Source organism: Streptomyces sp. NPDC102514 (assembly GCF_055584525.1).
The window spans coordinates 204,774-224,439 of sequence record NZ_JBVJLW010000013.1 but is presented as its reverse complement, the minus strand read 5'-3'; the positions used below and the strand labels follow the sequence as shown (position 1 = coordinate 224,439).

18 protein-coding genes are annotated in these 19,666 nt (G+C 69.2%); 15 read left to right on the top strand and 3 right to left on the bottom strand.

Features of this window, described 5'->3' with window-relative positions; translation table 11 throughout:
- Positions 1-10 precede the first annotated feature (10 nt).
- The 3 genes from ACZ60E_RS30115 to ACZ60E_RS30105 are packed head-to-tail and all read left to right on the top strand — an operon-like array spanning position 11 to position 4,249.
- Positions 11-2,314, top strand: a complete 2,304-nt coding sequence (locus ACZ60E_RS30115) for a bifunctional polysaccharide deacetylase/glycosyltransferase family 2 protein (RefSeq protein ID WP_469444489.1) — start codon at positions 11-13, stop codon at positions 2,312-2,314.
- Entirely contained in the window at positions 2,314-3,516 is a 1,203-nt protein-coding gene (locus tag ACZ60E_RS30110) for an acyltransferase family protein (protein ID WP_469444488.1), read from the top strand. Before ACZ60E_RS30115 ends, ACZ60E_RS30110 begins: the two co-directional genes overlap by 1 nt.
- A gap of 37 nt (positions 3,517-3,553) precedes the next feature.
- Positions 3,554-4,249, top strand: a complete 696-nt coding sequence (locus tag ACZ60E_RS30105) for a demethylmenaquinone methyltransferase (protein WP_469444485.1) — start codon at positions 3,554-3,556, stop codon at positions 4,247-4,249.
- A 69-nt stretch (positions 4,250-4,318) separates the two neighbouring features.
- Here ACZ60E_RS30105 and ACZ60E_RS30100 read toward each other — a convergent pair whose 3' ends face one another.
- Positions 4,319-4,666, bottom strand: a complete 348-nt coding sequence (locus ACZ60E_RS30100; protein WP_469444483.1) for a PASTA domain-containing protein — start codon at positions 4,664-4,666, stop codon at positions 4,319-4,321.
- Positions 4,667-4,748: 82 nt separating this feature from the next.
- Entirely contained in the window at positions 4,749-5,255 is a 507-nt protein-coding gene (locus ACZ60E_RS30095; protein WP_469444481.1) for a GNAT family N-acetyltransferase, read from the bottom strand.
- 130 nt (positions 5,256-5,385) lie between these two features.
- On the opposite strand from ACZ60E_RS30095, the gene ACZ60E_RS30090 reads away from it, so the two are divergent.
- Positions 5,386-6,717 carry a geranylgeranyl reductase family protein gene (locus tag ACZ60E_RS30090; RefSeq protein WP_384806028.1) on the top strand — a complete coding sequence of 444 codons (1,332 nt, stop codon included), beginning with the start codon at positions 5,386-5,388 and terminating at the stop codon, positions 6,715-6,717.
- Positions 6,718-6,869: 152 nt separating this feature from the next.
- Here the strand turns inward: ACZ60E_RS30090 and ACZ60E_RS30085 are convergent, their stop codons facing one another.
- Positions 6,870-7,706: a C40 family peptidase gene (locus ACZ60E_RS30085; RefSeq protein ID WP_384801009.1), complete on the bottom strand. Its 837-nt coding sequence runs from the start codon at positions 7,704-7,706 to the stop codon at positions 6,870-6,872.
- A gap of 789 nt (positions 7,707-8,495) precedes the next feature.
- On the opposite strand from ACZ60E_RS30085, the gene ACZ60E_RS30080 reads away from it, so the two are divergent.
- The 11 genes from ACZ60E_RS30080 to nuoK all read left to right on the top strand — a co-directional run bounded on the left by ACZ60E_RS30080 (position 8,496) and on the right by nuoK (position 19,654).
- Positions 8,496-8,855, top strand: a complete 360-nt coding sequence (locus ACZ60E_RS30080) for an NADH-quinone oxidoreductase subunit A (protein WP_033319564.1) — start codon at positions 8,496-8,498, stop codon at positions 8,853-8,855.
- Between the two features lie 93 nt (positions 8,856-8,948).
- Positions 8,949-9,503 carry a NuoB/complex I 20 kDa subunit family protein gene (locus ACZ60E_RS30075; protein ID WP_018528252.1) on the top strand — a complete coding sequence of 185 codons (555 nt, stop codon included), beginning with the start codon at positions 8,949-8,951 and terminating at the stop codon, positions 9,501-9,503.
- Entirely contained in the window at positions 9,500-10,249 is a 750-nt protein-coding gene (locus tag ACZ60E_RS30070) for an NADH-quinone oxidoreductase subunit C (RefSeq protein WP_384801012.1), read from the top strand. The genes ACZ60E_RS30075 and ACZ60E_RS30070 overlap by 4 nt, the downstream gene beginning before the upstream one ends.
- Positions 10,246-11,598, top strand: a complete 1,353-nt coding sequence (locus ACZ60E_RS30065; protein WP_384801015.1) for an NADH-quinone oxidoreductase subunit D — start codon at positions 10,246-10,248, stop codon at positions 11,596-11,598. Before ACZ60E_RS30070 ends, ACZ60E_RS30065 begins: the two co-directional genes overlap by 4 nt.
- Positions 11,599-11,663: 65 nt before the next feature.
- Positions 11,664-12,590: an NADH-quinone oxidoreductase subunit NuoE gene (nuoE, locus tag ACZ60E_RS30060; RefSeq protein WP_469444649.1), complete on the top strand. Its 927-nt coding sequence runs from the start codon at positions 11,664-11,666 to the stop codon at positions 12,588-12,590.
- Positions 12,590-13,966, top strand: coding sequence for an NADH-quinone oxidoreductase subunit NuoF (gene nuoF / locus ACZ60E_RS30055; protein WP_469444478.1), 1,377 nt, complete (start codon positions 12,590-12,592; stop codon positions 13,964-13,966). Before nuoE ends, nuoF begins: the two co-directional genes overlap by 1 nt.
- Positions 13,963-16,467 carry an NADH-quinone oxidoreductase subunit G gene (locus ACZ60E_RS30050; RefSeq protein WP_469444477.1) on the top strand — a complete coding sequence of 835 codons (2,505 nt, stop codon included), beginning with the start codon at positions 13,963-13,965 and terminating at the stop codon, positions 16,465-16,467. The genes nuoF and ACZ60E_RS30050 overlap by 4 nt, the downstream gene beginning before the upstream one ends.
- A complete protein-coding gene (gene nuoH, locus ACZ60E_RS30045) occupies positions 16,464-17,861 on the top strand; it encodes an NADH-quinone oxidoreductase subunit NuoH (RefSeq protein WP_469444475.1) in 1,398 nt (465 codons plus the stop codon). The genes ACZ60E_RS30050 and nuoH overlap by 4 nt, the downstream gene beginning before the upstream one ends.
- Positions 17,854-18,495, top strand: a complete 642-nt coding sequence (gene nuoI, locus ACZ60E_RS30040) for an NADH-quinone oxidoreductase subunit NuoI (protein ID WP_210881968.1) — start codon at positions 17,854-17,856, stop codon at positions 18,493-18,495. The genes nuoH and nuoI overlap by 8 nt, the downstream gene beginning before the upstream one ends.
- Positions 18,492-19,358, top strand: coding sequence for an NADH-quinone oxidoreductase subunit J (locus tag ACZ60E_RS30035; RefSeq protein ID WP_384801027.1), 867 nt, complete (start codon positions 18,492-18,494; stop codon positions 19,356-19,358). The genes nuoI and ACZ60E_RS30035 overlap by 4 nt, the downstream gene beginning before the upstream one ends.
- Positions 19,355-19,654: an NADH-quinone oxidoreductase subunit NuoK gene (gene nuoK / locus ACZ60E_RS30030; RefSeq protein WP_069171239.1), complete on the top strand. Its 300-nt coding sequence runs from the start codon at positions 19,355-19,357 to the stop codon at positions 19,652-19,654. Before ACZ60E_RS30035 ends, nuoK begins: the two co-directional genes overlap by 4 nt.
- Positions 19,655-19,666: the final 12 nt, after the last annotated feature.

The window sequence follows — 19,666 nt, the reverse complement described above, 5'->3', positions numbered from 1 at the left end:
ACCCACATCCATGGCTACTACGACGCCCTCGCGCGGCCGCAGGCGGGCTCCCTCCCGGATGACGCGGGCCGCGGGCAAGGCAGCGGCGCTGCAGAAACCGCGTGTCATCCTCGCCCTGCTGCTCCTGCTCGCGCTCACCAGCGTGATGCTGCTGGACGGCTATCTGCGCTCGGAGGTCGGCGGCGACGAGCGCGTACGCAGCGACGCCAGCTCCAGCAAGGTCCCGGACGACGTCATCGACGGCGGGCCGATCCTCTCCTTCAGGAACGGTGAGCCACGGTCCACGTCCGTCCCGGAGAAGACCATCGCGCTGACCTTCGACGACGGCCCCAATCCCACGTGGACGCCGCAGATCCTGAAGATCCTGGAGGAGAACGACGTCCCGGGTACGTTCTTCCTGGTCGGCTCGATGGTCTCGCGCTACCCGTCGATCGTGAACGACCTGGTGGACCAGGGCAACGAGGTCGGCATCCACACGTTCACGCACGTCGATCTCTCGTACCAGAGCAACGCCCGGATCGAGCGGGAGATGGACCAGACGCAGCTCGCCCTGGCGGGTGCGGCGGGCATCACGACGACGCTGTTCCGTGCCCCGTACTCCTCGGAGACGGACGCCATCGACAACTACAGCTGGCCCGTCTACAAGAAGCTCGGTGCCGAGGGCTACACCAGCGTCTTCGTCGACACCGACAGCGACGACTGGAAGCGGCCCGGCGTCTCGAAGATCATCAAGTGGGCCACTCCGGCGGAGAACAAGGGCGCCTCGGTGCTCTTCCACGACGCGGGCGGCGAGCGTTCGCAGACGGTGAAGGCGCTCGGCACGTACATCAAGAAGATGAAGGCGAAGGGCTACTCCTTCACCACCATCAGCGGTGCCACCCAGCAGGCGGACGCCGCGGAGCAGCAGTCGGACGCCGCGGACCAGCAGGCGAACGGCGGGCAGCCGGGCAGTGGCGAGGCGCCCGGCGGCCGGCAGGGTCAGGGGCAGCAGGGCCAGGGGGCCCAGGGCGGCAACGCGCTCCAGGCCGCCCACCGCACCGCCACCGGCACCACCCTCTACGAGGGCAAGGCGCTCGTCGCCGCGGTCGCGGTCGCCGAGTGGACCGTACCGGGGCTCGCGACCGGGCTCGCGATCGTGGGCGTCGCCGTCATGGGCCGCTTCGGGATGATGCTGATCCTCGCCCGCAGGCACTACCGCAAACGCAACAGACGCCGGTTCAGCTGGGGGGAGCCCGTCACCCGGCCGGTCAGCGTGATCGTGCCCGCGTACAACGAGAAGGAGTGCATCGCCAACACCCTGAGGTCGCTGGCGCAGAGCACCCATCCGATCGAGATCATCGTGGTGGACGACGGTTCCACGGACGGCACCAAGGAGATCGCCGAGGCGCTCGGCATGCCGAACGTGCGCGTCGTCCGCCAGGAGAACGCGGGCAAACCGGCTGCCCTCAACAACGGTGTGCGGCAAGCCAGTTACGACATCGTCGTGATGATGGACGGCGACACCGTCTTCGAGGCGGACACCGTACGGCAGCTGGTCCAGCCCTTCGCCGACCCCGGCGTCGGCGCGGTCGCGGGCAACGCCAAGGTCGGCAACCGCAACACGATCATCGGCGCCTGGCAGCACATCGAGTACGTGATGGGCTTCAACCTCGACCGCCGCATGTACGACCTGCTGCGCTGCATGCCCACCATCCCGGGCGCGATCGGCGCGTTCCGCCGGGAGGCCGTGCTCGCGGTCGGCGGGATGAGCGAGGACACCCTCGCCGAGGACACCGACATCACCATCGCCATGCACCGGGAGGGCTGGCGGGTCGTCTACCAGGAGCACGCCAAGGCCTGGACCGAGGCACCCGGCTCCCTCAAGCAGCTGTGGTCCCAGCGCTACCGCTGGTCGTACGGGACCATGCAGGCGCTGTGGAAGCACCGCAAGTCCCTGATCGACAAGGGTCCCTCGGGCCGCTTCGGCCGGGTCGGGATGCCGCTGGTGGTGATCTTCCAGATCGTCACGCCCGTCTTCGCCCCGCTGATCGACGTGTTCACCGTCTACTCGATGATCTTCATCGACTTCAGGGCGTCGCTGCTCGCCTGGCTGGCCGTCCTCGGCGTGCAGCTCGTCTGCGCGGCGTACGCGTTCCGGCTCGACAGGGAGAAGTACCGGTATCTGCTGATGATGCCGCTGCAGCAGCTCGCGTACCGGCAGATGATGTACCTCGTCCTGATCCACTCCTGCATCACGGCCCTCACGGGCGGCCGGCTGCGCTGGCAGAAGCTGAAGCGCACCGGAGAGGTCGGCACGCCGGCGGGGGTGGGCTGATGGGCTCGCACCGCCGGGGCGGACCCCCGGTCGCGGGGCCCGCCGCGGTCGCGGACACGGCCCGCCTGCCGCGGGTGGAACCGGAGCCCTTGCCGCAGTCCCCGTCGGAAGCCCCGTCGGAAGCCCGGTCGGAGGCCCGGTCGGAGTCCCTGCCCGAGGCGCGTACCGGGAAGGGGCGTGACCGGTACTTCGACACCCTCCGGGCCGTCGCCCTCGTCCGTGTCGTGACCTACCACACCTTCGGCTGGGCCTGGGCGGGCATGGTCCTCCCCTCCATGGGGATCATGTTCGCGCTCGCCGGCACCCTGATGGCGAAGTCCCTGGAGCGGCCCGCCCCCAAGGTGATCAGGAGCCGGATCCGCCGGCTCCTGCCGCCCTTCTGGTTCTGGGGCTTCTTCGTCGTGGTCGCGATGCTGATCCACGGCTGGATGCCGGGCCGGCAGATCGTCTACTGGGTCGTGCCGCTGGGCGATCCGCCGGGCAACGCGTGGGGCGAGCAGGCCTGGGAGATCCTCTGGTACCTGCGGACGTACCTCTGGTTCGTCCTGCTGTCGCCCCTGCTGCTGAAGGTCTTCCGGCTGGCCCCGGTCGCCGTCCTGGTCCTCTCGCTCGCCCCGATCGTGGTCCTCCAGTTCCTCTGGGAGCCGCCGGACGACCGCTTCGGCGTCGGACTCCTCGACCTGGCCACGTACCTGTTCTGCTGGATCCTCGGTTTCGCGCACCGCGACGGCGTCCTGGAACGGCTCAAACCGTTCGCCGTCGTCGTCCTGTCGCTCGCCGCGATCGGGTACGGCGGCTGGTACGCCTTCACGCACCAGGCCGAAACCGGCTCGTACGACCTCGACGACATCCCGTACGCCCAGGCGTTCTGGTCGGCCGGGTTCGTGACCCTGCTGATGTACGCGAAGGCGCGCCTCGGGATCGACTTCGCGTGGCTGGCCCGCTTCGGGCGCCTCGACCGGATCGTGCGGATCTTCAACGCCCGCGCGGTCACGATCTACCTCTGGCACGAGCTGGCGCTGATCCTCGCCATCCCGCTGATCGACCAGTTCTGGAACGTCCCGGCCTTCGAGACGTATCTGCCGCTGGAGAGCCAGTGGTTCATGTTCGGCATCGGCTGGATCCTCATCGGCGTGTTCATCCTGCTGTGCGGGTGGGTGGAGGACGTGGCGGCGAAGTCGAAGCCGCGACTGCTGCCCTGAGCCGGGTTCACGGGATGCGTACTGCCACAATGGGTCCGTGACCCGCGCATCCCTGAACAAACAGCCGCACGAAGTCGCCTCGATGTTCGACGACGTCGCGGAACGCTACGACCTGACGAACGACGTGCTGTCGCTGGGCCAGGACCGGGTGTGGCGCAAGGAGGTCGCCAAGGCGGTCGACGCGCGGCCCGCGCAGAAGATCCTGGACCTCGCGGCGGGCACCGCCACCTCCTCCCTGCCCTTCGCGCGCACGGGCGCGTACGTCGTCCCCTGCGACTTCTCCCTCGGGATGCTCAGGGTCGGCAAGAAGAACCACCCCTGGCTGCCGCTCACGGCGGGCGACGCGACGAAGCTGCCGTTCAAGGACGACACCTTCGACGCGGTGACGATCTCCTTCGGCCTGCGGAACGTGCAGGACACGGACACCGCGCTGCGGGAGCTGCACCGCGTGACGAAGCCCGGCGGACGTGTGGTGATCTGCGAGTTCTCGCACCCGACGTGGGCGCCGTTCCGCACGGTCTACACCGAGTACCTGATGCGCGCGCTGCCGCCGGTTGCCCGCGCGGTCTCCTCGAACCCCGAGGCGTACGTCTATCTCGCCGAGTCGATCCGTGAATGGCCCGACCAGCCCGCCCTCGCCGAGCGGCTGATCAAGGCCGGCTGGTCGAAGGTGGCCTGGCGCAACCTCTCGGGCGGCATCGTCGCGCTGCACCGCGGTTTCAAGCAGGACTAAGGGCTGTCCCGTAGGGCCCGTCCGGCAGTTCCTGTCCGCCGCAGGCGGTTCCGGGCGGCTGCCCGGCGCTCACCCGAGGAGTGCGAAGGGGTCGTGCGGAGGGTCGAGTTCGCGCTGCAGGCCACCCGACGGCGGCTGCGGCAGCCGCGGCTCACGTACACCCGCGCCCCCGCCGCCCTCACCCTCGCCGAGGTCGAACCACACCGTCACGACCGCCCCGCGCGGCACCTCGGAACCGGGCAGCGGGTACTGGCGTACGACGTAGTCGACGACCATCAGGTCGAAGTCGGGCCGGTCGGGCGCGGCGAGGAGCACCCCACGCGCCTCGGCCGTCTCGCGCGCGTCCACGGCCATCAGGCCGACGAGCCGCGGTACGCGCACTTCGGGTGTCTTGCGTGGTATGCGCACAGACGTCACCCCCAGCGGTACCGGCAGGGTAAGCCCTTGCCGGGCCCCGCCGGAAGGCGTCGGCGGGCGGACCGCCGCCGGCCCGGGCCCTTCAGAGAGCCAGCCGGTAGCAGTGCCCGAACTGCTTCGACTTCGGTGAGGTGAACGTCTCCGCCAGCTCCATGCCCAGGCGTCTGGTCACCGCGATCGAGCGTTCGTTGCGGGAGTTCACCATGGCCACCACGCTCGTGACGCCCGTCGCGCGCACCCGGTCCAGCGTGGCCTGCGCCGCCGCGGTCACGTACCCCTTGCCCCAGTACTCCCGGCCGAGCCGCCAGCCGATCTCGATCTCGCCCTTCGGACCCCACTCGTACGGCCACGGCTGGGCGCCGGTGAAGCCCATGACCCGGCCCTCCTCGTCGAGCATGGTCCAGAAGCAGAAACCGTGCTCGGCGTCGTGCCGGCGCTGGCGGGCGGTCAACTCCTCGTAGACGGACAGTTCGGCGGATTTCCCTCCGTGGAACTCCATCACGTCCGGGTGGTCGAAGGCCCGGTGCCAGGCGAAGGCGTCCTCGTCGGTGGGGACGCGCAGGTGTACCACGGGGAGAGCTCGGTTCACGGGGCAGCCCTTCAGCCAGGTGATCAGTACCGCTGCATAGACTGCCCATGTCCCGTGCCCGTCAGCACGCGGATTTCGAGACTTCGCGCTACGAGATTTTCGAGCCTTCGAGCCTTGGGGAGACCCCGCCGTGACCGAGTCCCAGTCCCAGCCCCTCTCCGAACACGCCGCGCCCCTGTCCGAACACTCCGCCGATGTGATCGTCGTCGGGGCGGGGCCGGCCGGTTCCACCACGGCGTACTACCTGGCCAAGGCCGGGCTTGATGTCCTGCTCCTCGAAAAGACGGCGTTCCCGCGGGAGAAGGTGTGCGGCGACGGACTGACGCCCCGCGCCACCAAACAGCTCGTCTCCATGGGCATCGACATCTCGGAAGAGGCGGGCTGGCTCCGGAACAAGGGGCTCCGCATCATCGGCGGCGGCGTCCGCCTCCAGCTGGACTGGCCGGAACTCGCCTCCTACCCGGACTACGGACTCGTCCGCAAGCGCGACGACTTCGACGAGCAGCTGGCCCGCCAGGCGCAGAAGGCCGGCGCGCGCCTGTACGAGCGCTGCAACGTCGGCGCCCCGATCGTCGACGACCGCACGGGCCACATCACGGGCGTCCACGCCAAGCTCGGCGACGCCGACTCCAAGGAGAAGCGCGAAGTCACCTTCCACGCGCCCCTGGTCGTCGCCGCCGACGGCAACTCCACCCGGCTGTCCCTGGCGATGGGCCTGCACCGCCGCGAGGACCGCCCGATGGGCGTCGCCGTGCGTACGTACTTCACGTCCCCGCGCCACGAGGACGACTACCTGGAGTCGTGGCTGGAACTGTGGGACCGCCGCGGGCCCGGCGAGGACCGGCTGCTGCCGGGCTACGGCTGGATCTTCGGCATGGGCGACGGCACCTCCAACGTCGGCCTGGGCGTCCTCAACACCTCGGCCGCCTTCAAGGAGCTGGACTGGCGCGAGGTCCTCAAGGCGTGGTGCGCCTCCATGCCGGCGGACTGGGGCTACACCCCGGAGAACATGACGATCCCGATCCGCGGGGCCGCCCTGCCGATGGCCTTCAACCGCCAGCCCCACTACACGAAGGGCCTGCTGCTCGTCGGCGACGCGGGCGGCATGGTGAACCCCTTCAACGGCGAGGGCATCGCCTACGCCATGGAGTCCGGGCAGATCGCCGCGGACGTCATCGTCCAGGCGCAGGCCCGCGCGACCCCCGCCCAGCGCGAACTCGCCCTCCAGCGCTACCCGAAGGTCCTCAAGGACACCTACGGCGGCTACTACACGCTCGGCCGCGCCTTCGTGAAGCTCATCGGCAACCCGAAGGTCATGAAGATCGCCGCCGAGCGCGGTCTGACGCATCCCGTGCTGATGAAGTTCACGCTGAAGATGCTCGCCAACCTGACGGACCCGACGGGCGGCGACGCGATGGACCGCATCATCAACGGCCTGACGAAGGTGGCCCCCAGGGCCTGACGGGACGCGGGGCCCGCCAGGGCCCCGTTCTCGTCCCCGTACGCACGCCGGCTTCCCCTGTGCGCGCGCATGCTTGTGGGCCGTTTCCCCCGCCGGGGAAACGGCCCACAAAAGCATTCAGGACGTGGAGTCCGAAGGCGTGTGACCGAAGGTCAGAGCACCCGGACCGCACCGCTCGCCGGGTAGCCCGACAGATCCTGGATGACGACGCCCTTCGACGGGTTCGCCGCGTCCAGGTACTGGCCGCCGCCGATGTAGACGCCCACGTGGTACGCCGAGCCCGCGCCACCCCAGTACAGGATGTCGCCGACCTGGACGTTGGACAGCGAGACCGGGGTACCGGCCACGGACTGGTCCTGGGAGACGCGCGGCAGGTCGACACCGACCTGCTTGAACGCCGCCTGGACCAGGCTGGAGCAGTCCCACGCGTCGGGACCGGAGGCGCCCATGACGTAGGCGTCGCCGACCTGAGCCTTCAGGAAGCCGATGACCGTCGCGACACTGCCGCTGGCGGGAGCCGCGACGTTGCTGCTGGCGGCCGTGGAGGCCGTCGTGAGGGTCGTGCGGCCCGCGGAGCGGGTGGCACGCTCGGCGGCCTCCTTGCGGGCCGTCTCGGCCTTCTCCTTGGCCTCGGCCTTCTTCTTCGCGTCCGCGAGGTCCGACTTGGCCTGCTTCGCGGCCTTTTGAGCAGCGGCGTCACGCTCGGCACGCAGCTGGTAGTCGGCCGCGGCCTGCTGGGTGACCTCCGCGGACTCGGCGACCTGAGCGGTCATGTCTGCCGTGAGGGTGGGCAGCTCGATGGTCTGGGTCACCGGCTCGGCCGCGTTGGCCGTTCCGGCGGCACCGGCCACTGCCAGGGTGCCGAGGACGCCACCGGCAACTCCGGCGCGCATCGCGAGCGCCGAACTGCTGCGAGGCCGGGGTTTCCGGTGGCTTCGTATGTGAGCGGTGTGGGACATAGGGACAACCGGTATCAGGGGCTCCTCCATACCTTCAAGAAACGTGTGGTGCGCCACAATTGTTCAACGGTCCCGCGAATCGGGGTCGTGACGCCCTTTATTGACGCCGTAACGGGCAATCTGGACAGTGCCCGACGCGCCTGTGATCACGGCCTTTTCGCGTTACGTCCGAATTGCCCGCGACCTACCACTCGTTGAGCCGGTTGGCCAAGCCCGGTTGTTTCCGGCCTGTTACCGATGTGACGCACGTCACGGAACGGTAGCCCCGGCGGGCGCGTTGCGCGTGCGGATCGTGGGGAGACTCGGCGCCGATCCGGAGGGCGGTCCCGGATCGGGTCGACACCGCCCTCCGCTCGTGAACGGATGCACGCGCCCGTGCCGTCCACAACGGACGTCCCAACTCCCCCCGACGTGTGAACGAGTTCCTCTATCAAGCGACCCGGTCCAACACCAATTTGCCTTGGATCCGGCTGGCTTGATAGTGCGCCAAGGCCCGGACCAGCGGCGACGAGCGGGAATGTCACCTCTGGTGATCACTCGGACGCTTCTCGTACGAAGATCGGCACTCATCCGACTTCATGATCCTTCGCCGGGTGGTGGAGATCACAAAGGCGTTGTCGTACCCCGTGTCGCAGATCACAGACCGGCAGGCATAGGATGCGGGGCAGTTGGGCTTGTGACCTGCTTCACATGTGCGCGATCTTCGTGTGAGCCGCACGGGGTTCCGCACATCTCACGACGGTCGTGAGGTTCGTGGAGCAGGGGCGACGCCTGATGCAACCGCCAGCAGTCAATGCCGACTGAGAGGAGCGAGGAGCGGTGAACGCGTATGCGCCCATCCTCGTACTGGGAGCCCTCGGGGCAGGCTTTGCGATCTTCTCCGTGGTCATGGCCACGCTTATCGGTCCAAAGCGATACAACCGGGCCAAGCTTGAGGCCTACGAGTGCGGGATCGAGCCGACCCCCACGCCGGCGGGCGGCGGGCGGTTCCCCATCAAGTACTACCTGACGGCGATGCTCTTCATCATTTTCGATATCGAGATCGTCTTCCTCTATCCCTGGGCCGTCACCTTCGACGCGCTCGGGGTCTTCGGGCTCGTGGAGATGCTGCTCTTCGTGCTCACCGTCTTCGTCGCCTACGCGTACGTGTGGCGGCGCGGCGGCCTGGAATGGGACTGAACCCGTATGGGACCGACACCCGTAAGGGCCCCGCATGGGACTGACCCCCGCAAGGGACTGAGCCCCGTATAGGGGACAGAGGAGCCATTGAGCATGGGACTCGAAGAAAAGCTGCCGAGCGGCTTCCTGCTGACCACCGTCGAGCAGGCCGCGGGGTGGGTGCGCAAGTCGTCCGTCTTTCCCGCCACCTTCGGCCTCGCCTGCTGCGCCATCGAGATGATGACGACAGGGGCGGGCCGCTACGACCTGGCGCGCTTCGGCATGGAGGTCTTCCGCGGCTCGCCGCGGCAGGCCGACCTGATGATCGTCGCCGGGCGTGTCAGCCAGAAGATGGCACCGGTTCTGAGGCAGGTCTACGACCAGATGCCGAACCCCAAGTGGGTGATCTCCATGGGGGTCTGCGCCTCTTCGGGCGGCATGTTCAACAACTACGCGATCGTGCAGGGCGTCGATCACATCGTCCCCGTCGACATCTACCTCCCGGGCTGCCCGCCGCGGCCCGAGATGCTGATGGACGCGATCCTCAAGCTCCACCAGAAGATCCAGTCCTCGAAGCTCGGCGTGAACGCCGAGGAAGCGGCCCGTGAGGCGGAGGAAGCGGCGCTCAAGGCGCTCCCCACCATCGAGATGAAGGGGCTGCTGCGGTGAGCGACGCGAACGGCAACGGCACGAACGGCGCGAATCCGGAGAAGGACCTCGGCGCCTCCAACCTCCCGGGCCAGCGCGGCGACGGCGGCGAGGAGATCCGCGTCCAGCGCGGCATGTTCGGCGCCAACAACGGCGGGGACACCTCCGGATACGGCGGCCTGGTCCGCTCGATCCGCCTCCCCGGCCCGGCCGGCCGCCCGTACGGCGGCTGGTTCGACGAGGTCGCCGACGAATTCGAAGGCGCCCTGGAGGAACAGGGGCTGGTCCCGGAGAACGCGATCGAGAAGACGATCGTCGACCGCGACGAGCTCACCTTCCACATCGAGCGCGAGCACCTGCTCCAGGTCGCCAGGACCCTGCGCGACGACCCGGCCCTGCGCTTCGAGCTCTGCACCGGAGTGAGCGGCGTGCACTACCCGGCCGACAAGGGCCGCGAACTGCACGCCGTCTACCACCTGCGCTCGCTCACCCACAACCGGCTGATCCGCCTCGAAGTCAGTGCCCCCGACAGCGACCCGCGCATCCCGTCCCTGGTCTCGGTCTATCCGACCAACGACTGGCACGAGCGCGAGACGTACGACTTCTTCGGCATCGTCTTCGAAGGTCACCCGGCGCTGACGCGGATCATGATGCCGGACGACTGGCAGGGCTTCCCGCAGCGCAAGGACTATCCCCTCGGCGGTATCGCCGTCGAGTACAAGGGCGCCCAGATCCCGGCTCCGGACCAGCGGAGGTCGTACTCATGAGCACGCAGTCAACGAGCGCGCAGTCGGCGGACGCGCAGTCGGCATCGGCGCGGGAGACCACCGAGGGAACCGTCTACACGGTCACCGGTGGCGACTGGGACGAGGTCGTCGAGACCGCGGCCAGGGCCGACGACGAGCGCATCGTCGTCAACATGGGCCCCCAGCACCCGTCCACCCACGGCGTGCTCCGGCTCATCCTGGAGATCGAGGGCGAGACGGTCACCGAGGCCCGCTGCGGCATCGGCTACCTGCACACCGGCATCGAGAAGAACCTCGAATACCGGACGTGGACCCAGGGCACCACCTTCGTGACGCGCATGGACTACCTGACGTCCTTCTTCAACGAGACCGCGTACTGTCTCGCCGTCGAGAAGCTCCTCGGTATCGAGGACCAGATCCCGGACCGCGCGACGATCATCCGGGTGCTCCTGATGGAGCTGAACCGGCTCTCCTCGCACCTGGTGTGCATCGCCACCGGCGGCATGGAGCTGGGCGCCACCACGATCATGATCTACGGCTTCCGTGATCGTGAACTCATTCTCGACATCTACGAACTCATCACCGGCCTGCGCATGAACCACGCGTTCATCCGCCCCGGCGGCCTCGCCCAGGACCTGCCCCCGGGCGCGGTGGACCACATCCGCGAGTTCGTGAAGAAGATGCAGAAGAACCTTCCCGAGTACGACAAGCTCGCCACCGGGAACCCCATCTTCAAGGCCCGTATGCAGGACGTCGGCCACCTGGACCTGACCGGCTGCATGGCCCTCGGTGCCACAGGACCGATCCTGCGGTCCGCAGGCCTCCCGCACGACCTGCGCAAGGCCCAGCCGTACTGCGGCTACGAGACGTACGACTTCGACGTCCCGACCACGGACACCGCCGACGCGTACGGGCGCTTCCTCATCCGGCTGGAAGAGATGCGCCAGTCGCTCGCGATCGTCGAGCAGTGCCTGGACCGGCTGGAGCCCGGTCCGGTCATGGTCACCGACAAGAAGATCGCCTGGCCCGCCCAGCTCGCGCTCGGCCCCGACGGCCTCGGCAACTCGCTCGACCACATCAAGAAGATCATGGGCACCTCCATGGAGGCCCTGATCCACCACTTCAAGCTGGTGACCGAGGGCTTCCGCGTCCCGCCGGGACAGGCGTACGCGGCCGTCGAGTCACCCAAGGGGGAACTCGGGGTGCACGTCGTGTCCGACGGAGGCACCCGCCCCTACCGGGTCCACTACCGGGACCCGTCCTTCACCAACCTGCAGGCCATGGCGGCGATGTGCGAGGGCGGCCAGATCGCCGACGTCATCGTGGCCGTCGCCTCCATCGACCCCGTGATGGGAGGCGTCGACCGGTGACCACCATTCCTTCCGGGCCGGGCGTACAGCCACAGGGCACACAGCCGCAGGGTGTCAGCCTGGGCATGCCCCAACTGCCCGCGCCCGACTATCCGGCCGACGTCCGGACCCGGCTCGAAGCGGACGCGCGCGAGGTCGTCGCCCGCTACCCGGACTCCCGGTCCGCCCTCCTTCCGCTGCTGCACCTCGTGCAGTCGGAGGAAGGCCATGTCACGCGCACGGGGCAACGGTTCTGCGCGGAGATGCTCGGCCTCACCACGGCCGAGGTGACCGCGGTCGCGACCTTCTACTCCATGTACCGCCGCAAGCCGAGCGGCGACTACCAGGTGGGCGTCTGCACCAACACGCTGTGCGCGGTCATGGGCGGCGACGCGATCTTCGAAGCCCTCCAGGAACACCTGGGCGTCGGCAACGGCGAGACCACCGGCGACGGCAAGGTCACCCTGGAGCACATCGAGTGCAACGCGGCCTGCGACTTCGCGCCGGTCGTGATGGTCAACTGGGAGTTCTTCGACAACCAGACCGTGGCCAGCGCGAAGGGCCTCGTCGACGACCTGCGCGCGGGCACCGAGGTCGAGCCGACCCGCGGCGCCCCCCTGTGCACCTTCAAGGACACCGCCCGCATCCTGGCGGGCTTCCCCGACGAGCGCCCCGGCGCGGTCGAGGCGAGCGGCGGCGCGGGCCCCGCCTCGCTGGTGGGTCTGCGGCTGGCCAAGGGGGAGACGGGTCCCGCGCGCGTGGTGCATCCGCGCGGGTCCAAGGCCGCCGGATCGTCCACGGCCCCCGGTTCCTCCCGGGACGGGGCTCCGGCCGACCCGTCACCGGCCGACCCGTCACCGGCCGACCCGTCACCGGCCGACCCGTCACCGGCCGACCCGTCGCCGTCCGGCCAGCCCTCGTCCAAGCACCTCAGTTCGCACGACGCACCGCAGGACACGTCGGCCTCCGACCCGGACCACCCGGCCGGGCCCGCCGCCGAGGAGGGGGAGTGATGACCTTGTCCACTCAGTACGGGGGCACCTCCCGGCCGGAGACCGGAGCGGACCCCGAGAAGGTGCTCGCACCGGTGCTGTCGGCCTTCTGGGACGAGGACGAGTCCTGGACGCTGGACACCTACCGTCGGCACGACGGGTACGAGGGCCTGCGCAAGGCGCTCGCCATGTCACCGGACGACCTCATCGCCTATGTGAAGGAATCCGGACTGCGCGGCCGCGGCGGCGCCGGATTCCCGACGGGAATGAAGTGGCAGTTCATTCCCCAGGGCGACGGAAAGCCTCACTATCTAGTTGTCAACGCCGACGAATCGGAGCCGGGGACCTGCAAGGACATCCCGCTCCTCTTCGCGAACCCGCACAGCCTCATCGAGGGCATCGTGATCGCCTGTTACGCGATCCGTTCTTCGCATGCGTTCATCTATCTGCGGGGTGAAGTCGTCCCCGTGCTGCGGCGGTTGCACGAGGCCGTACGCGAGGCGCACGAGGCGGGCTACCTGGGGGAGAACATCCTGGGCAGCGGACTCGATCTCCAGCTCACCGTGCACGCGGGCGCGGGCGCGTACATCTGTGGTGAGGAGACCGCACTCCTCGACTCGCTCGAAGGCCGCCGTGGGCAGCCGCGACTCCGTCCCCCTTTCCCTGCGGTCGCGGGACTTTATGCCTGTCCCACTGTGGTGAACAACGTCGAGTCGATCGCGTCGGTTCCCGCGATTCTCCACAAGGGCAAAGAATGGTTCCGCTCGATGGGAAGCGAGAAGTCCCCGGGCTTCACGCTCTACTCGCTCAGCGGCCACGTCACCAGCCCCGGCCAGTACGAGGCCCCGCTCGGCATCACCCTCCGTCAGCTCCTCGACATGAGCGGCGGCATCCGGGCCGGACACCGCCTCAAGTTCTGGACGCCGGGCGGCTCCTCGACCCCGATGTTCACCGACGAACACCTCGACGTCCCCCTCGACTACGAAGGAGTGGGCGCCGCGGGTTCCATGCTCGGCACGAAAGCACTCCAGTGCTTCGACGAGACGACCTGTGTCGTACGGGCCGTCACCCGGTGGACCGAGTTCTACGCCCACGAGTCCTGCGGCAAGTGCACGCCCTGCCGCGAAGGGACGTACTGGCTCGTGCAGCTGCTGCGCGACATCGAGGCCGGCAAGGGCGTCATGTCCGACCTCGACAAGCTGAACGACATCGCCGACAACATCAACGGCAAGTCCTTCTGCGCCCTCGGCGACGGCGCCGCCTCACCGATCTTCTCCTCCCTCAAGTACTTCCGTGAGGAGTACGAGGAGCACATCACGGGTCGCGGCTGCCCCTTCGACCCCGCCAAATCGACGGTCTGGGCCGACAAGGACAAGCACACGGAGGTGAACGCATGACCGTGACCACGAGCGCTCCCTCCGGAGGCGGGGAAGCGGCGGTCCCGCCGGAGGACCTCGTCTCGCTGACCATCGACGGCGTCGAGATCAGCGTGCCCAAGGGCACCCTGGTCATCCGCGCCGCCGAACAGCTCGGCATCGAGATCCCCCGCTTCTGCGACCACCCCCTCCTCGACCCGGCCGGCGCCTGCCGCCAGTGCATCGTCGAGGTCGAGGGCCAGCGCAAGCCCATGGCGTCCTGCACGATCACCTGCACGGACGGCATGGTCGTCAAGACCCATCTCACCTCTCCTGTCGCCGAGAAGGCCCAGAAGGGTGTGATGGAGCTGCTGCTCATCAACCACCCGCTGGACTGCCCCGTCTGCGACAAGGGCGGCGAGTGCCCGCTGCAGAACCAGGCCATGTCGCACGGCGACTCCGAGTCCCGCTTCGAGGGCAAGAAGCGGACGTACGAGAAGCCCGTCCCGATCTCCACCCAGGTGCTGCTCGACCGCGAGCGGTGCGTGCTGTGCGCCCGCTGCACCCGGTTCTCCAACCAGGTCGCGGGCGACCCCATGATCGAACTGATCGAGCGGGGCGCGCTCCAGCAGGTCGGCACCGGCGAGGGCGACCCCTTCGAGTCGTACTTCTCCGGGAACACCATCCAGATCTGCCCGGTCGGGGCGCTCACCTCGGCGGCGTACCGATTCCGCTCGCGGCCCTTCGACCTCGTCTCCTCGCCCTCGGTGTGCGAGCACTGCTCCGGCGGCTGCGCGACCCGCACCGACCACCGGCGCGGCAAGGTCATGCGGCGCATCGCGGCCAACGACCCCGAGGTCAACGAGGAGTGGATCTGCGACAAGGGGCGGTTCGGCTTCCGGTACGCGCAGCAGCGGGACCGGCTGACGACACCTCTGGTGCGCGGCGCGTCCGGTGAGCTGGAGCCCGCCTCCTGGCCCGAGGCACTGGAGGCGGCGGCCCGGGGACTCCTGGCGGCCCGCTCCCGGTCCGGCGTCCTCACCGGCGGCCGGCTGACCGTCGAGGACTCCTACGCGTACAGCAAGTTCGCGCGCGTGGCCCTCGACACGAACGACATCGACTTCCGCGCGCGCGTGCACAGCGCCGAGGAGGCCGACTTCCTGGCCGCCCGCGTCGCCGGCCGCGGCCGGGACCTCGACGGTACGGGCGTCACGTACACGCTCCTGGAGAAGGCGCCCGCGGTCCTGCTCGCCGGATTCGAGTCCGAGGAGGAGGCGCCCGGCGTCTTCCTGCGGCTCCGCAAGGCGTGGCGCGGACACGGGCAGCAGACCTTCTCGCTGGCCACGCACGCGACCCGCGGCCTGGAGAAGGCGGGCGGCACCCTGCTGTCGGCCGCCCCCGGCACCGAGACCGCGTGGCTGGACGCGCTCGCCTCCGGCACCGGTCTGGAGGACGACGGGGCGAAGGCCGCCGAGGCACTGCGCCTGGCGGGCGCCGTGATCGTCGTCGGTGAGCGGCTGGCCTCCGTGGCGGGCGGGCTCACCGCCGCCGTACGGGCCGCCGCCGCCACCGGCGCCCAGCTGGTGTGGATTCCGCGCAGGGCCGGCGAACGCGGCGCGATCGAGGCGGGGGCGATGCCCTCGCTGCTGCCCGGCGGACGCCCGGCCACCGACCCGCGCGCGCGGGACGAGGTCACCCAGGCCTGGAAGATCGGCGCGCTTCCGCACCGGCACGGCCGCGACACCGGACAGATCGTCGAGGCCGCCGCCACCGGCGAACTCTCCGCGCTCGTCGTGGCGGGCGTCGAGGTCGCCGACCTCCCCGACCCCACGCGCGCGCGTGCGGCCCTGTCCGAAGTGGGCTTCCTGGTCTCGCTCGAACTGCGTCCCAGTGAGATCACCGAGCACGCGGACGTCGTGTTCCCGGTCGCCGCGGTCGCGGAGAAGGCGGGCACCTTCCTCAACTGGGAAGGCCGGGCCCGTCTCTTCGAGGCCGCTCTCAAGCCCGACCAGATGACCCGCCGGGTGGCGCCCACCGACGCGCGCGTCCTGCAGATGCTGGCCGACGCCATGGACGTCCACCTGGGGCTGCCCGACCTGCGGACCGTGCGCGCGGAGCTGGACCGGCTCGGCGCCTGGGACGGGCCGCGGGCCACCGAACCGCTGGAGACCGCGGCGCAGTCGCCGCGGCCCGCCGCCGGTGAGGCCGTGCTCGCCGGACACCGGCTGCTGCTCGACCAGGGCCGCCTCCAGGAGGGCGACGAGGCGCTCGCCGGGACCCGGCACGAGGCCCACGCGCGCGTGTCGCCCGCCACGGCCGCCGAGGCGGGCGTCAAGGACGGCGACACGCTGGCCGTCACCGGGCCCTCGGGAGCGGTCGAACTCCCGCTGCGGATCACGCAGATGCCCGACCGGGTGGTCTGGCTCCCACTGAACTCCGCCGGGGGAGGCGTCGCCTCGGACACGGGCGCGACCCCCGGCGCCCTCGTCCGCATCGGACCGGCGACGCTCGCCGGCGAGGCCCCCAAGGAGGTGGAGGCATGACCCCGAACCTCACCGCGCCGGTCCACCTGGCCGCGGAGGACCTCTCCGTGTTCGGCCGGGACGTCTGGTGGCTCGTCGTCATCAAGGCGGTCTTCTGCTTCGCCTTCCTGATGCTCACCGTGCTCTTCTCCATCGTGTGGGAGCGCAAGGTCGTCGCCTGGATGCAGCTGCGCATCGGCCCCAACCGCCACGGCCCCTGGGGCATGCTCCAGTCGCTCGCCGACGGCATCAAGCTGATGCTCAAGGAAGACCTGATCGTCAAGCGCGCGGACAAGGTCGTCTACGTCCTCGCGCCGATCGTGGCGGCCATCCCGGCCTTCATGGCGATCGCCGTGATCCCCTTCGGACCGGCCGGCAACGAGATCTCGATCTTCGGCCAGCGCACCACGATGCAGCTCACCGACCTGCCGATCGCGATGCTCTACATCCTCGCGGTCGCCTCGGTGGGCATCTACGGCATCGTGCTCGCGGGCTGGTCCTCCGGGTCCACGTATCCGCTGCTCGGCGGCCTGCGCTCGTGCGCGCAGATGATCTCCTACGAGATCGCCATGGGCGCCGCGTTCGCGTCGGTGTTCCTGTACTCCGGCTCGATGTCCACCTCGGAGATCGTCGCCCAGCAGGAGGACCGCTGGTTCGTCGTCCTGCTGCCGGTGTCGTTCCTGATCTACATCGTGACGATGGTCGGCGAGACCAACCGCGCCCCCTTCGACATGCCGGAGTCCGAGGGCGACCTGGTCGGCGGCTTCAACACCGAGTACTCGTCCATCAAGTTCGCGCTGTTCATGCTCGCCGAGTACGTGAACATGGTGACCGTCTCGGCGGTCTCCGTGACGCTCTTCCTGGGCGGCTGGCGGGCCCCCTGGCCGATCAGCACCTTCTGGGAGGGCGCCAACCACGGCTGGTGGCCGATGCTGTGGTTCGTCATCAAGGTGCAGCTGCTGCTGTTCTTCTTCATCTGGCTGCGCGGCACGCTGCCCCGCGTCCGCTACGACCAGCTGATGAAGCTCGGCTGGAAGGTCCTGATCCCGGTCTCCGTGGTCTGGCTGATGCTCGTGGCGACCGTACGGACCCTGCGCAACGAGAACTACGACTTCGCCGACATCGCCCTGTACGTGGGCGGCGGCGTCCTCGTCCTGCTGCTGCTCTCGTTCGTCGTCGACATGTTCCGCGAACGCAAGGACGCCGAGGGCGCCCGGGAGGCGCTGGACGAAACCGCCGCCTTCGACCCGATGGCGGGCGGCTATCCCGTGCCGCCGCTGCCCGGACAGGAGTTGCCGCCGGTGCCCAGGCGCCGCCCGCGCCGGGAGCGGGAGTTGATTGTCAGTGGTGGCGTGAATACTGACAGTGACGGATCCGATGGACCTCGTGACGGAAAGGAGGCGTCCGATGGCTGACGAGCAGAAGGAGACCAAACCCGGTTTCCAGAATCCCGTCGCAGGCTTCGGCGTGACCTTCAAGGCCATGTTCAAGAAGCGGCTGACCGAGCAGTATCCGGAGCAGCAGAAGACCACCGCACCGCGCTTCCACGGCCGGCACCAGCTCAACCGGCATCCGGACGGCCTGGAGAAGTGCGTCGGCTGCGAGCTGTGCGCCTGGGCGTGTCCCGCCGACGCCATCTATGTGGAGGGCGCGGACAACACCGAGGAGGAGCGCTACTCCCCGGGCGAGCGGTACGGACGCGTCTACCAGATCAACTACGCCCGCTGCATCCTGTGCGGCCTGTGCATCGAGGCGTGCCCCACGCGCGCGCTGACGATGACCAACGAGTTCGAGCTGGCCGACAGCAGCCGCGCCAACCTCATCTACACCAAGGAGCAGCTGCTCGCCGGTCTGGAGGAGGGCATGGTCGAGTCGCCGCACTCGATCTTCCCGGGCACGGACGAGCAGGACTACTACCGGGGGCTGGTGACGGAGGCCGCGCCGGGCACGGTGCCGCAGGTCGCCGTCTCCAAGGGCGAGGTCCCGCAGGAGAGCGGGTCCACCTCCGGTCCGGACGAGCCGGCGTCGGAGCAGGTGATCGGCCGATGACCGCGCAACTGGCCGCGCACTCCGGCTCCCTGGCCGCCGACGCCACGACGTCGCTGGCGGCCTACTCGACCTCCACCGGCGAGGCCGTCCAGTTCTGGATCCTCGGTACGGTCGCCGTGATCGGCGCCCTGTGCACCGTCCTCATGAAGAAGTCCGTGCACAGCGCGCTCTGCCTCGCCGGAACCATGATCATCCTGGCGGTGTTCTACCTCGCCAACGGCGCCTACTTCCTGGGCATCGTGCAGGTCGTCGTCTACACCGGCGCGATCATGATGCTGTTCCTCTTCGTGGTCATGCTCGTCGGTGTCACCGCGGCGGACTCCCTGAAGGAGACCATCAAGGGCCAGCGCTGGCTGGCCCTCCTGTGCGGCCTCGGCTTCGGCGTCCTGCTGTGCGCGGGCATCGGCAACGCGTCACTGAACGAGTTCGAGGGCCTGGCCCAGGCCAACGCCGGCGGCAACGTGGAGGGCCTGGCCGCCCTCATCTTCACGAAGTACGTCTTCGCCTTCGAGATCACCGGCGCCCTGCTCATCACGGCCGCCGTCGGCGCCATGGTGCTCACCCACCGCGAGCGCACCGAGCGGGCCAAGACCCAGCGCGAGCTGGCCGAGGAACGCGTACGGGCGAACAAGCAGCTTCCGCCGCTGCCCGCACCCGGCGTGTACGCCCGGCACAACGCGGTGGACATCGCCGGTCTCCTTCCGGACGGCACCCCGTCCGAACTGACCGTCATCAGCACGCTGCGCGAGCGCGGCCAGATCCGCGATGTGTCGGACCAGGCCATCAAGGACCTCAAGGCGCTCGAACAGCGTTCCGGGGAGCGGCTCGGCCGCGAAGGCCGCGAAGAGGAGGCCGCGAAGTGAACCCCGTCAACTACCTGTACCTCGCCGCCCTGTTGTTCACGATCGGCGCCTCGGGCGTCCTGATCAGGCGGAACGCGATCGTGGTGTTCATGTGCATCGAGCTGATGCTCAACGCCTGCAACCTCGCGTTCGTCGCCTTCTCCCGGATGCACGGCAATCTCGACGGCCAGATCATCGCCTTCTTCACGATGGTCGTCGCCGCCGCGGAGGTCGTGGTCGGGCTCGCGATCATCGTGTCGCTGTTCCGTTCCCGCCACTCGGCCTCGGTCGACGACGCCAGCCTGATGAAGCTGTAAGGGGTCGCTGAA